Source organism: Micromonospora sp. U21 (assembly GCF_018070045.1).
GTDB lineage: Bacteria > Actinomycetota > Actinomycetes > Mycobacteriales > Micromonosporaceae > Micromonospora.
This window is the reverse complement of the sequence record NZ_JAGPYK010000004.1, coordinates 111331-124647: the sequence shown is the minus strand read 5'-3', so window position 1 is coordinate 124647 and position 13317 is coordinate 111331. Positions and strand designations below refer to the sequence as shown.

Below are 13317 nucleotides of genomic sequence, written 5' to 3'. Positions count from 1 at the left end.
GATCCCCGGCTGCCGACCCGGAAGGACGACCATGGCGCTCGCCCAGAACGTCGACCCGTCCAAGTTCACCGGGTTGACCGGTTGGGTGGCCACCGTGATCGACAGCATGGGGCCGGTCGGCGTGGCGCTGCTGGTGGCGCTGGAGAGCATCGTCCCGCCCATCCCCAGCGAGATCGTGCTGGCGCTGGCCGGCTACCTCGCCAGCGAGGGCCGGTTCAACGTGGTGCTCGTGGTGGTGGCCGCGACGGTCGGCTCGCTGGTCGGCGCGCTGGCGCTCTACTGGCTCGGCGCGGCGCTGGGCGAGGAGCGGCTCAAGCGCTGGCTGGACCGCATCCCGCTGGTGGACCGGGACGACCTGGAGAAGGCCGACCGCTGGTTCGAGCGGCACGGCCGATGGGCGGTGCTGATCGGCCGGGTCGTGCCCGTGGTTCGCAGCCTGGTCTCCGTCCCGGCCGGGGCGAACCGGATGCCTCTCGGTGAGTTCATCCTGCTCACCACGATCGGCAGTGGGGTGTGGAACACCCTCATCGTCGGCGCCGGCTACGCGCTCGGCAGCCGCTGGCAGGACGTCGAGCGGTACAGCGACTGGTTCAACTACGGGATCGTCGCGATCTTCGTCGTCATGGTGGTCAGCTGGGTGATCCGCAAGGTCCGCCGACGCCGGGCGCGCGACGACCGGCGGTCGGTGACCGCCGGTCGCTGATCCGTGACCCCGCTCAGCCGGTCCCAGCCGCGCGGCCGAGCGACGCCGGCCGCGCGGGCGGTTGGTACGGACGCCCCGTGCGGGCGTCGGGGCGGGTCAGGGCAGGGTGTCCAGGTGCGGGCCGACCGTGCGGGCGAAACCGTTGCCGTTGCTGACATCCCAGTTCACCGACCAGGTCATCGCGCCACGGATGCCGGGGTAGGTGCGCGGCGGCCGGAAGCTGCCGCAGTTGGTACCCCGGGCCAGGCAGTCCAGCGCTGCGTTGACCACGCTGGGCGCGACGATGCCGCCGCCGGCCGCGCCGGGACCTGCGGGCAGGCCGAGACCGACCTGGTCGGGGCGGAGCCCAGCCTCCAGTTGGATACAGGCCAGCGCGACGATGAAGTTCACCGTGCCCTGGGCGTACGCGGCGTTCTGGTCGCAGCCGAGCATCGCCCCGGAGTTGTAGTACTGGGTGTTGACCACCGTGAGGATGTCCTTGATGTCCAGAGCCAGCCTGAAGTAGCCGCCGGCCGGGGACTGCATGTCGATGGTCTGCGGTGCCATCGCGATGATCAGGCCGGCGCCGACCCGGGCCCGGAGCGCGCGCAGCGCCTGCGCCATGTAGGTCGGGTTGAGCCCGTTCTCCAGGTCGATGTCGATGCCGTCGAAGCCGTAGCGGGCGATCAGCGCGGCGGCCGTGTCGGCGAACGCGGCGGCCGAGGCGGCGTCGTTGACGGTGACCCGGCCGGTCTCACCGCCGACCGAGAGGATCACCCGCTTGCCCCGGGAGTGCAGGGTGCGCACATCGGCGGTGAAGTCCGCGTCGGTGTAGCCGCCGAGCGCCGCGGCGAGCCCAGGGTCGACGCCGAAGGTGAGCGCCCCCGGCGTCGCGGTGGCCTCGGCGAAGGCGACCGCGACCAGGTCGTACTCGGTGGGGACGTCGCGCAGCCGCAGTTCGACCGCCGGGTTGTCGAAGTTGTGCCAGTAGCCGGTGAGCAGGTGCTTGGGTAGGCCGCCGGTGGGTGGTGGGTTCGTCGGGGGCGGCGTGGTCGGGGGCGGTGTGGTGGGCGGCGGTGTGGTGGGCGGGGTGCCGCCGCCGCAGGGCGCGCCGTTGAGCTGGCAGCCCGTCGGCGAGCCGGAGCCGCTGGCCAGGAAGCGAAGGTGACCGAGGCGCCGGGAGCGATGCTGCCGTTCCAGGACCGGTTGGTGAAGGTGTGCCGCTGACCGGCGGAGCTGAGCAGGGCGTCCCAGTAGCTGCCGAGGGTGGTGCCGACCGGCAGGTCGAAGGCGAGACTCCAGCCGTTGATGGTCGATCCGCCGCCGTTGGTGATGGTGTACTTCCCCTCCCAGCCGGAGCCCCAGTCGGCGGTCTTGACGAAGCTGGCGGTGGGCCCGGCGGCGAACGCGGGCAGTGCCACCCAGGCCGCACCGAGCGTCGCGGCGAGCGCGGTGACCAGGGACAGGACAAGGGATCTGGCAGGTTTCATGCGACCCTCCGCGCCCGGTTGGGGCATCCATGGACGTCAACGTTGCCGCTTATTATTAAGATAGTTAACTGTTTCTGTCCAGAGGGCGTGAAGTGTTAAGAAGGGCCCCCTGCTCTACCGCAGGCGTTAACAGGGGGCCCTTCCTTTCGTCTCAGCGGCGGAAGGTGAACCAGTTGACATTGACGAAGTCGTTCGGCTGCCCGCTGGTGAAGGTGAGATAGACGGCGTGCCGGCCGGTCACCCCGCTGACGTTGCCGGGCACCGAGCGCCAGCTCTGCCAGCCACCGGTGTTGCCGATCGCGAAGCTGCCGATCGGCGCGGCGGTCGGACTGTCCAGCCGCACCTCGACCAGCCCACTCGCCCCGCCCCCGGCACCGGAGGCCACCCGGGCCACGAAGTCCCGGGGCCCGGCGGAGCCGAACTCGACGTTGTCGTAGCGCGCCCAGTCGCCGTTGCGCAGCGCGGCGATGTTCTGTCCGCCCTCGGCGCACGCCTCTACGAGCACCCCGTTCTGCCCGTTGAACGACTCGGCCTGGATCTGCCCGTACGCGTCCCTCGTGCCGCCGGGCGGCGGGGTGGTGGGCGGCGGGGTGGTCCCGCCGCCGCGGCGGTACACCGCCACGTAGTCGACCAGCATCGGCCGACCGGGAACGGTCGCCGCGGTCGGCGTGCCACTGCCGGCCACCCCGTTCGGGAACGCCCCGCCCATCGCCACGTTGAGCAGCAGGAAGTAGCCGGCGTGCGAGGTCATCTGCGACCAGGCCGGTTCGCCGACCCGGCTCTGGGTGACGGTGTGGTAGAGCTGCCCGTCGACGTACCAGCGCAGTTGCTGCGGGCTGACGGAGGCGTCCCACTCGAACCGGTAGGTGTGGAACGCGGACTGGCAGCTCGCGCCCGGGCAGGCGCGGGACGCTCCGATGCCGTTGAACTCGTCGCACGGCCCGCCCGGGGCGACGCCGCAGTGCAGCACTCCCCAGACCGAGTTGATGCCGTTGACGTTCTCCATCACGTCGAACTCGCCGATGCCCGGCCAGTTCTGGTAGTTGCCCCGGTAGGGCGCGCCGAGCGCCCAGAACGCCGGCCAGTAGCCGGCTGCCGCGGCGCCGGTGACGTTCGGCATCTGGATCCGGCCCTCGATGGCCAGCACACCGCCGGTCGGGGCCTTGAAGTCGCTGCGCACGGTCTCGATCCGGGCGGAGGTCCAGCCGCCCCCGCCGTCGCGCAGCGGCGTGATCCGCAGGTTGCCACCGCCGTCGTGGCTGACGTTGGCGGTGCTGGCGGTGTAGTTCTGGATCTCCCCGGTGCCCCAGTTGGCCGGGCCACCGGGGTAGTTGTGGCCGGTGTCGATGATCCAGTTCGCGGCCGACGGCCGGGTGCCGGCGGCGCCGGTGAAGTCGTCGCTCCAGACGGTGCTCCAACCGGGGGCGGGGGGCGGCACGGCGGCCTGCGCGGTCACGGTGATCCCGGCCAGGGCGGTGGTGGTGGCGACGAGCAGGACGGACGCCAGCATGCGGCGTCGGACGGACGGGGCGGCGGTGGCCGCCGGAGGAGGTGACATGGACATGCCTCTCTGCGGGGACGGGTCGAGAGAGCGCTCTCTCAGAGTTGTACGTCCCCTCGGAACAGTTGTCAACGTCGATCTATATCGGCGTTCGTCGGCGCCGTCTGCGGCCGTCGGAGCACCACCTGCTCCAGTGCCGACCAGGCGGTCGTGGTCACCAGGTAGATGACCGCCGCGAGCGGCAGCACCAGCGCCACCAGCACCGTCGTGAACGGCAGCAGGGGCAGCAGCCGGCCGAGCGTCGCCGCACCCGGCCCCTCGGTGGGCGTACCGGCCACCGTGCCGACCGCCGCCGACGCCCGGCGGGCCCGCCGCGACGACCACCAGGCCAGCAGCAGCAGGGCGGCCAGCAGCAGGGCGAAGAGCGGACCGGCGGCCCCGGTCAGCCCGTCGCCGAGGTGGTGGCCGAGCGGCACCCCGGCCAGCCGCTCCTGAAGCAGCCCGGTGCCGCCCTCGCTGGTGGTGAACAGCCGGTACAGCACCAGCAGGAACGGCGCCTGGAGCAGCAACGGCAGACAGCCGGCGATCGGGTTGGCGCCGGCCGAGCGGTACAGCGCGAACACCTCGCTCTGGAGCTTCGCCGGGTCGGCGGCGTACCGCCGCTGGAGGTCACGCACCTGCGGGGCGAGCGCCGCGCGGCGCCGCTCGCCGCGGACCTGGGCGACGGTGAGCGGCGAGATCAGCAACCGCACGGCGATGGTGAACAGCACGATGGCGGCGGCGGTCGCCGAACCGCCGGCCAACGGTTCGAGCAGATCGGTGAGCCGGGACAGCGCGGTGCCGGCGGCACCGACCACCCCGTGCAGTGGTGCGAAGGCGAGCATGGGAAACCCCTCGGTCCGATTCCGATGGGCCCTCCTCCGGCGGCGGCGTCCGCCCGGCAGGAGTGACCGATGACGGCGGGATCGGCCGCGCGGCGGCGTCGCGCTACGCGGCCGAGGGGTGCCCGGGTGCGCGGGGGCGGGGCCGGCCGGCGGCGTCCGGGTCGACCTGCCGGGGCACCCGGCGATCACGGGAGCGGGCCCGCAGCCCGGTCCAGCGCCGGGCGACACCCGGCCCGCCCGAGCGGCCCGGCACCCGCGCCGCGAGCAGCACGGCGAGCAGCACCAGGGCGGTCAACGCGGCGCCGGCGAGCAGGTCAGCCGGGCGCACCGCGAGCAGGGTGAGCTGCGCGAACGCGGACATCCACGCAACCCCGAAAAGCCCCAGCGGTACCGGCACGGTTCCAGCCTAGGACCCGGAGTCATGCCAGCCGATCCAATCGCGGCCACCCGGGCGCGGACCGGCCGCCGGGGACTCCAGCGCCGGCCGACACGCGGGCCGACGCGCCATCGCCACGTTTCCCATCATCGCCACGGTGGGTAACCAAGCGCCCGACCGACGCGGACGGACCGCGACCGGCAGGAACGGACGGTGGTGGCGATGACCGGCCAGGTGGCGGAGGCGCCCAGCGGTACGGCCGCGGGGACCGAATTGCTCACCGTGGGTGTCGAGGAGGAGTTTCTGCTCGTCGACCCGCACACCGGGGCCGCGGTACCCGCCGTCGACCTCGTCCTCGAGCAGGTGCCGGCGGAGCTGCGCGGGCAGGTCGAGCGGGAGTTCCAGACCAGCCAGATCGAGATTGGCAGCCCGCCCGGCCTCGAACTCTCCTCGATCCGGCACTCCCTCGGCGTGCTGCGCCGGGCGCTCGCCGACGCCGCCGAGCGGGCCGGCGTACGGCTGCTGGCCATCGGCACCGGGCCGGTGGACGGCCCGGTGCCGCCGGTGGTGGACAAGCCCCGCTTCGACCGGATGGTCGAACGGTTCCGGCTGCTCGTCCCGGGCCCCGGCAACAACGGCATGCACGTGCACGTGGGCGTGCCCGACCCGGAAACCGGCGTGCAGGTGCTCAACCACGTCCGGCCCTGGCTGCCAATGCTGCACGCGGTGACCACCAACTCCCCGTTCGCCCGCAACGAGGACACCGGCTACGCCAGCTGGCGCTCTGTGGAGTGGGAGCGCTGGCCGTCGGTGGCGCCGACGCCGTGGCTGGAGTCGCACGAGCACTACGAGCGGCTGATCCGCCAGTTGATCGCCAGCGGGGTGATGCTCGACGAGGGGATGCTCTACTGGTACGCCCGGCTGTCGGCGAAGTACCCGACCGTGGAGCTCCGGATCGGCGACGTCTGCCCGTCGGTGGACGACGCGGTGCTGGTCGCCGCGCTGGTCCGGGCCATGGTGGCCACCGCCATGTCGGACGTCGAGGCCGACCGGCCGGCGCTGACCACCGATCACCACCTGCTGGTCGGCGCGCACTGGCGCGCCGCCCACGACGGTCTGGAGGGCGACGGCGTCGACGTCACCACCGGCGAGCTGCGCCCGGCCCGGGAGCTGCTGGACCGGTTCGTCGAACGGATGCGACCGGCGCTGGAGCAGCACGGTGACTGGGCCGAGGTGACCGATCTGCTGGACGTGCTGCGCCGGCACGGCACCGGCGCGGCGCGGCAGCGGGCCGTGTTCGCCCGCACCGGACGGCTCATCGACGTGGTGGAGGACGTGGCGCGACAGACCCGCGGCTGATCACCGCGTGACAGGATGGTCCCGTGGCGCAACGGCTGATCGTCATCGGCGGGGACGCCGCCGGCATGTCGGCGGCGTCTCAGGCCCGACGCCGCCGTGGCCGTGACGACCTGGAGATCGTGGTCTTCGAGCGCGGCCACTTCACCTCCTACTCGGCGTGCGGCATCCCGTACTGGATCAGTGGCCTGGTGCCCGGCCCCGAGGAGTTGATCGCCCGGTCCCCGGAGACGTTCCGCTCCGAGTTCACCATCGACGTGCGGATACGCCACGAGGTGACCGCCATCGACCTGGAGCGCCGCGAGGTGGTCGCCCGGGACCTGGAACGCGGCGGCGAGGTCCGCGAGCGCTTCGACGAGCTGATGTACGCCGCCGGGGCGGTGCCGGTGAAGCCGTCGTGGGCGGAGACCGACGCGGGCGGGGTGTTCGGCATGCAGACCCTCGACGACGGGGCGGCACTGCGCGACTGGCTGGACGGCGAGCCGCAGCCGCGCCGGGCGGTGGTGGTCGGTGGCGGGTACATCGGCGTCGAGATGGCCGAGGCCCTGATCCAGCGCGGCCTCTCCGTCACCCTGGTCGAGGCGGCCGACCAGCCCATGGCGACCGTGGACGGCGACATTGCCGAGCTGGTCGCCGACGCGATGCGCGGCCTGGGCATCAAAATCCGCACCGGGATGCCGGTGACCGGCCTGGAACAGCGGGACGGCCGGGTGTCCGCGGTGGTCACCGCCGAGGGGCCGATTCCGACCGACGTCGTGGTCCTGGGTCTGGGCGTACGCCCGAACGTCGCACTCGCCGAGGCGGCCGGGCTGCCGCTCGGGCCGACCGGGGCGATCCGGGTGGACCGCCGGATGCGGGTGCCCGGTATGTCCGGGATCTGGGCGGCTGGCGACTGCGTGGAGACACTGCACCGGGTCAGCGGGATGCCGGTGCACATACCGCTGGGCACGCACGCCAACAAGCAGGGCCGGGTGGCCGGGATCAACATCGGCGGCGGTTACGCCACCTTCATGGGCGTGATCGGCACGGCCGTCACGAAGGTCTGCGACCTGGAGGTGGGCCGGACCGGCCTGCGCGAGCGGGACGCCACCGCGGCGGGCTTCGACTTCATCTCGGTGGTCGCCGAGTCGACCAGCCGGGCCGGCTACTACCCCGGCGCCCGGCGGATGACCGTCAAACTGATCGCCGAGCGACCCGGCGGGCGACTGCTCGGTGCGCAGATCGTCGGCTGGTCCGAGGCGGCAAAGCGGATCGACACGCTGGCCGTGGCGCTGTGGAACGGCATGACGGTGGACGATATGACGGCGCTCGACCTGGGCTACGCTCCGCCGTACGCGCCAGTCTGGGACCCGGTGCTGATCGCCGCCCGAAAAGCCGTCGACGTGCTCGCCGCCGTCGCCCGCTGACCCGCGCCGCCCGTGGAGGACCACCCCATGACGCAGACCCCGACCCGGCCGACCGCGCGACGGCGCCCGACCATGGTCGACGTGGCCCGACACGCCGGGGTCAGCCTGAAGACCGTCTCCCGGGTGGTCAACGACGAGCCGGTGGGGCAGGAACTGGTCGGCCGGGTGCTGGCCGCCATCGCCGAGCTGGGCTTCCGGCGCAACGACATCGCCCGCAACCTGCGCTCCCGGCAGCTCAACGCCACCGTCGGGCTGCTCATCGAGGAGATCGCCAACCCGTTCTACGCCACCATCGCCAGCGTCGCCGCCGAGATCGCCGCCGCGCACGGGACCATGCTGATCACCGCCTCCTCCGAGGAGGACCCGGAGCGGGAACGCGCCCTGCTTCAGGATTTCACCCAGCGTCGGGTCGACGGGCTGCTGGTGGTGCCGGCCGGCCCCGACCATTCGTTCCTACGCCGCGAGGTCGAGCTGGGCATGCCGGTGGTCTTCCTGGACCGGCCGCCGCAGGGGCTGCTCGCGGACGCCGTGCTGCTGGACAACCAGGGCGGCAGCCGTGCCGGGGTCGGCGCTCTGCTCGACGAGGGGCACCGCCGGGTGGGTGTCCTGCTCGGCGCGCCGACAGTGCCCACCATTCGCGAGCGGCTGGCCGGCGCCCGGGCGGCGCTGACCGCCGCCGGGATCGAGCACGACGAGTCGCTGGTCCGCGACCGGCTCATCGCACCGGAGGAGGCCGGGCGGGCGGTCGCCGCGCTGCTCGACCTGCCGGACCCGCCCACCGCCTTCTTCTGCGGCAACAACCGGCTCACCGTCGGGGCCCTGCAGGAGCTGCACCGGCGGTGCAGCGACGCCGCGTTGGTCGGCTTCGACGACTTCGAGTTGGCGCACCTGATGCCCCGGCCGCTCACCGTCGTCGGGTACGACACCCGGGAGCTGGCCCGCATCGCCAGCGAACGACTGTTCCGGCGGATCGCCGGTGACGACTCCCCACCGTCGACCACCGTGCTCCCCACCTGGCTGCTGCGTCGGGGCCTGACCCCGCCGGCCGCCTGACAGCCGATCGCGCCGACCCGACCGAGGTCGGGCCGGCGCGTAGCCTCAGCTGACGGCGCCGAGCAGGGCCGCCACCTCGACCCGGCGGGGCGGGTCCGCGCCGCGGCGGGCGCAGGTCAGTGCGGCCACCAGGGCGGCCTGCCGGAGCACCGTGGCCCACTGCGCAGCGGTCAAGGCGGCGAGCCGGTCGGCCGGCCGGTCACCGAGGGCGTCGAGGTCGGCCAGCGCGGCCAGCAGGCCGCCGGTGAACGCGTCGCCGGCACCGACGGTGTCCACCACCGTGGTGCGGACCGCCGGCTCCTCGTGCATCGATCCGTCCGGGGCGAGCAGCAAGGCCCCGTCCGCGCCCCGGGTCACCACCGCGCAGCACACGCCCGCCTCGCGCCACTCGGCCACCACGTCGGGCACCGCCCGGTCCGGGTAGAGCCAGGCCAGGTCCTCGTCGCTGGCCTTGACCAGGTGCGCGAGACTCACCTGACGCCGTACCCTCGCCTGCTCCCCCGCCCGGTCGGTGATGATGCTCGGGCGCAGGTTGAGGTCGATCGAGACGGTGAGCCCGTCCCGGCGGCGTTCGCGGGCCAGCAGGTCCTCCAGGACCTGCGCTCCCGGCGCCAGCGCGAGCGCGAGCGACCCGGTGTGCAGGGCGGTCGCCGGAGACCCGGCCAGCTCGGGCAACTCCTGCGGCGTCCACTGCCAGTCCGCCGTGCCGTCCAGCCGGAACTCGTAGCTGGCCTGCCCGGTGGCGTCCAGGGTGGCCACCGCCACCGAGGTGGGCTGCCCGGTGCGGACCGCCCAGCCGAGGTCCACCTGGTTGGCGGTCAGGTGCTCGGCGAGCTGCCGGCCGTACTCGTCGGTGCTGAGCCGTGCCAGCAGCCGCACCGGCTGGTCCAGCCGGGCCAGAGTGACCGCCACGTTGGCCGGCGAGCCGCCCGGCACCGCCCGCTGCCCCTCCGCGGAGACCACCAGGTCGATCAACGCCTCACCCGCCACCACGATCACGCGGGCACCTCGCCCGGGGCGAGCGGGCCGGGACCGCCGAGCGCGTCGGCCGAGCGGGACAGCAGTACGGCCTGGTACGCGTGGTAGACGTCCGGCCGGCCGTGCCACACCGTGCCGGCGGGCCGGTTCTGTGGGTCCAGCTCGTGCCGCCACCCGGCGTCGTCGATCAGGTGGCGGCGCGCGTACGCCCAGAACACCCGGTACCAGTCGGCGTAGACCGCGTCCCCGGTGCGCCGGTGCAGGGTGACCGCCGCCCCGATCGCCTCGGCCACCACCCAGTGCATGCGGGAGCGGACGACGGGCCGGTCGTCCCAGTCGATGGTGTAGACGAAGCCGTCGGCGTTGTCCACCGCCCAGCCCCGCCGTACGGCGGCGGCGAACAGGGCGCGGGCGTCGGCGAGCAGCCAGCGCGGCGGCTGCGGCAGGACCGCCTCGAGCTCGAGCAGCAGCCGGGACCACTCCAGCCAGTGGCCGATCGTCGAGCCGTACGGCCGGAACGGGTCGGCGGGCCGGTCCCGGTTGTAGTCGGGGAGCGGGGCCCAGTCGGCGGTGAAGTGCTCGGGCAGGCGCCAGTCGTGCCGGGCGCCCTCCCCGTGTACCAGATGGGTGCCGATCCGCAGGGCCCGGTCGGTCCAGCTCGCGTCGCCGGTGGCGGCGGCAGCGGCGAGGAACGCCTCGACCATGTGCATGCTGCTGTTCGCGCCCCGGTAGTCCTCGGTGACCGTCCAGTCCCGGTTCCAGGATTCGCGGACCGCGCCGGCCCCGTCGTCCCAGAACCGGTCCCGCACCACGCTCAACGCGTCGTCGAGAAGCCGGTCCGCGCCGGGCCGCCCGGCGCGCGCCGCGCCGGACGCGGCGAGCAGCACGAACGCGTGGTCGTACCCGGCCTTGCGCTCGTTGGTCGGCGTGCCCTGCTGGTCGACGGCGCCGAACCAGCCGCCGTACCGGTCGTCGCGCAGCAGCGTGCTGAGCGCGGCGACGCCGTGGTCGACCAGAGCGGCCGCCTCCGGATCACCGTTGCGGTGGGCGAGGGCGGACACGTGGGTCATCCGGCAGGTGATCCACGTGTGCAGCGGCTCGCTGCGGTCCGGGGTGCGGTCGTCGGTCAGCCACCAGAAGCCGCCCTCGGGCCGGACCGCGCGCCGCGCCGTGTCGAGCAGCGTGTGGGTCTGGTCGGCGAGGAACAGATCGAGGTCGGGCACGTCCGGTGATCCTGCCGGAGCAGGGGTTGGTTCGGCTGCGGATCTAGGCACGTCGGTCATCTCAGCTGGTCACCGTCGGGTAGGGAAGGGACATATGGCCAGAATCGGCGGGCGGGAAGGGTCATGGGCGCGATTCCTCCCATTTGCCCGTTGACATCGTTGTCTCACGTCCACCCTGCTCTGGCGCTCGGTCGGCTGTCAATTCTGCTTGGCCACACCGTCACCGGGCACCCCGGCCCGGACAGCGGCGCGCCCGGCCGATGATTCACGATGTCCGGATGGAACTCCCCGGCCGCCGTCCGGCACCGGCTGGACCGGCTCAGCGCAGAGCTGGGACTGGACCGGGAACGGGTCCGGGGCTGGACGATCGGCCACACGCTGGCCTGGAGTCTCGACGGGGACGCGGTCGTCGGGCACCACATCGAGGTGGTCCGGTGGCTCCTCGACGAGCAGTGACCGGCTCCGCGGGCACCGGGCCGGTCAGGCGGGCTGGCAGGTACGGCACCAGTAGAGGTTGCGGCCGGCCAGCTCGCCGCGACTGACCTCGGCGCCGCAGACGTGGCAGGGTGCGCCGGGGCGGCGGTAGACGTACACCTCACCGCCGTGCCGGTCCACCCGCGGCGGACGGCCCATCGCCTCCGGCAGGTGCACGTCGCGCACGGTGTCGATCCGGCCGTGCTCGACCGCCAGCCGCATCAGCCCGACCAGGTCGGCCCAGAGTGCGTCCCAGCCGGCCCGGGTCAGCTGCCGGCCCGGCAGCGTCGGCGGCAACCCGCCCCGGAACAGCGCCTCGGTCACGAAGATCAGCCCGGTGCCGGCCACCACCGACTGGTCCAGCAGCAGCGCGGCCAGCGGCGTCGTGCTGCGGGAGATCCGGGCGTACGCCCGCTGCGGGTCGGCGTCGGGGCGCAGTGGGTCCGGCCCGAGGCGGCCCCGCAGCGCGGACACCTCGGGCGGGGTGAGCAGCTCGCAGGCGGTCGGGCCACGCAGGTCGAGCCAGTGGCGGTCGCTGGCCAGCCGCAGCCGCACCTGGCCGACCGGCTCCGGCGGCTCCCCCGGCCCGTCGGCGAACTTTCCGTACAGCCCGAGGTGCACGTGCAGCGTCAACTCGCCGGCGTAGTGGTGCAGCAGGTGCTTGCCGTACGCCTCGGTGTCCTCCAGGACGGCGCCGGAGAGCCGGGCGGCGCCCTCGGCGAAGCGGCCCTGCGGGCTGGCGGCGTGCAGCTTGTCCCCGGCGAACAGCTCGGCGTGCCGGGCCGCCAGGCGATGGATCGTGTGTCCCTCTGGCACGGCTGAAGGATAGCCAGCAGCGCTCGGCAGGGCCGAGTGAGCTGCGCGGTGCCGTCAGCCCTGGTGCTGCCGCCCCTTGACGGCGAGTGCCGGGCCGTCGACAAGCGGGAGTTGTACGTGCAGCAGGCCGGGTTGCGGGCACTGCGCGACGGGCTGTGGAGCTGATGTCACAGACGAGTCATCCGCTGATGTCGTCAACGATTCAGCTCCAAAGCCATTCCGACTCATGCCCTGCGGATCAACGGCCGTACCCGGTACTGGTGTCAGGAAACACCCAGGCGGGTACTTCAGGGCGGTACCGCGTGGATGCCACCCTTTCCGTCGGCCACCACGCATTCATCAGGAGGTGTGTTGTGGTCAGGATTCCTTCGCTGTCCCGCCGGTCCGAGCCGGCACCGACGCGGGACGAGAACCTCGACGGCCGCGTTGACGGCCGCGACACCCCGGTCAGCGACCGGGAGAACTCGGCGGTCACCGACACCGGCCGGTCGGACGACGTCGCCGACCGCCCGGTGGTCACCGACCGGGACGCCGACCAGACGACGTTCCGCAGCGCCGCCGCGCCATCGGAGCAGGCCGGCGAGCCCCGGTCCACCACCGCCCCGGCCATGGGGCGCACCGCCGAACGGGACGCCGACCTGGACAGCACGACCCGGCGACCCGACACGACGGACCGGGTCGCGACCGACCGGACGGTCGACCCGACCCCCGAGCGCACCGCGCCGGAGCCGCCGGTGACACGCGGCCCGAAGCCGCGGGCCAGCCTGCTCGCCACCCTCGGCCTGATCGTCGCGGTCGTCGGCGCGCTCTTCGTGCTGACCGGCACCCTGGCCGGGTACGGCATCGGGCTCGGCGCCTTCGGCGCGGTGCTCGCCGTGCTCGGCCTGGTCGCCACCCGCCGCCGGCACATCGCCGGCAAGACCGACGCCCTGTTCGGCGTGCTGATCGGGCTGGCCGCGGTGGTGCTCGGCGTGCTGGCGATGACCGGTCAGTTCGACTGGCCGACCACCGACGGCGACTGGGTGCAGCGGTTCCGGGAGTGGCTCGACTCACAGTTTGTCGATCGTTTCTAGCGGGC

12 protein-coding genes and 1 pseudogene are annotated in these 13317 nt (G+C 73.3%); 6 read left to right on the top strand and 7 right to left on the bottom strand.

What is annotated here, in order from left to right; genetic code table 11:
* Positions 1-31: 31 nt before the first annotated feature.
* Positions 32-703 (top strand): DedA family protein, encoded by a 672-nt coding sequence (locus KBX63_RS06955; protein ID WP_210909588.1) that lies wholly within the window; start codon positions 32-34, stop codon positions 701-703.
* A 96-nt stretch (positions 704-799) separates the two neighbouring features.
* Here KBX63_RS06955 and KBX63_RS06950 read toward each other — a convergent pair.
* The 4 genes and pseudogenes from KBX63_RS06950 to KBX63_RS06935 all read right to left on the bottom strand — a co-directional run bounded on the left by KBX63_RS06950 (position 800) and on the right by KBX63_RS06935 (position 4918).
* Positions 800-2172 (bottom strand): annotated as a pseudogene (locus tag KBX63_RS06950) (chitinase).
* Between the two features lie 151 nt (positions 2173-2323).
* On the bottom strand, positions 2324-3730 hold the full coding sequence (locus KBX63_RS06945) for a carbohydrate-binding protein (RefSeq protein WP_210909585.1): 1407 nt from the start codon (positions 3728-3730) through the stop codon (positions 2324-2326).
* Between the two features lie 71 nt (positions 3731-3801).
* The gene (locus tag KBX63_RS06940; protein WP_210909573.1) at positions 3802-4557 is read right to left on the bottom strand and encodes a YidC/Oxa1 family membrane protein insertase; all 756 of its coding nucleotides are present in this window, start codon (positions 4555-4557) and stop codon (positions 3802-3804) included.
* 103 nt (positions 4558-4660) lie between these two features.
* The gene (locus KBX63_RS06935) at positions 4661-4918 is read right to left on the bottom strand and encodes a DUF6412 domain-containing protein (protein ID WP_210909571.1); all 258 of its coding nucleotides are present in this window, start codon (positions 4916-4918) and stop codon (positions 4661-4663) included.
* Between the two features lie 237 nt (positions 4919-5155).
* Here KBX63_RS06935 and KBX63_RS06930 point away from each other — a divergent pair, with 237 nt between their 5' ends.
* Genes KBX63_RS06930 through KBX63_RS06920 form a run of 3 tightly spaced genes read left to right on the top strand, consistent with a single transcriptional unit; the run spans position 5156 to position 8748 of the window.
* Complete coding sequence (locus KBX63_RS06930) at positions 5156-6292, top strand: glutamate--cysteine ligase (RefSeq protein ID WP_210909569.1); 1137 nt, start codon at positions 5156-5158, stop codon at positions 6290-6292.
* Positions 6293-6315: 23 nt separating this feature from the next.
* Positions 6316-7695, top strand: a complete 1380-nt coding sequence (locus tag KBX63_RS06925) for an FAD-dependent oxidoreductase (RefSeq protein WP_210909566.1) — start codon at positions 6316-6318, stop codon at positions 7693-7695.
* 27 nt (positions 7696-7722) lie between these two features.
* Positions 7723-8748, top strand: a complete 1026-nt coding sequence (locus KBX63_RS06920; protein WP_210909555.1) for a LacI family DNA-binding transcriptional regulator — start codon at positions 7723-7725, stop codon at positions 8746-8748.
* 45 nt (positions 8749-8793) lie between these two features.
* Here the strand turns inward: KBX63_RS06920 and KBX63_RS06915 are convergent, their stop codons facing one another.
* Positions 8794-9747 carry a carbohydrate kinase gene (locus KBX63_RS06915; protein ID WP_210909553.1) on the bottom strand — a complete coding sequence of 318 codons (954 nt, stop codon included), beginning with the start codon at positions 9745-9747 and terminating at the stop codon, positions 8794-8796.
* Complete coding sequence (locus KBX63_RS06910; protein ID WP_210909550.1) at positions 9744-11009, bottom strand: AGE family epimerase/isomerase; 1266 nt, start codon at positions 11007-11009, stop codon at positions 9744-9746. The genes KBX63_RS06915 and KBX63_RS06910 overlap by 4 nt, the downstream gene beginning before the upstream one ends.
* Before the next feature lie 210 nt (positions 11010-11219).
* On the opposite strand from KBX63_RS06910, the gene KBX63_RS06905 reads away from it, so the two are divergent.
* Complete coding sequence (locus KBX63_RS06905; protein ID WP_247661843.1) at positions 11220-11405, top strand: hypothetical protein; 186 nt, start codon at positions 11220-11222, stop codon at positions 11403-11405.
* A 24-nt stretch (positions 11406-11429) separates the two neighbouring features.
* Here the strand turns inward: KBX63_RS06905 and KBX63_RS06900 are convergent, their stop codons facing one another.
* Entirely contained in the window at positions 11430-12239 is an 810-nt protein-coding gene (locus KBX63_RS06900; protein ID WP_210909547.1) for an Fpg/Nei family DNA glycosylase, read from the bottom strand.
* 353 nt (positions 12240-12592) lie between these two features.
* Between KBX63_RS06900 and KBX63_RS06895 the strand changes: the two genes are divergently transcribed.
* Positions 12593-13312: a DMT family transporter gene (locus KBX63_RS06895; RefSeq protein WP_307871639.1), complete on the top strand. Its 720-nt coding sequence runs from the start codon at positions 12593-12595 to the stop codon at positions 13310-13312.
* The last annotated feature ends 5 nt before the right edge of the window (positions 13313-13317 follow it).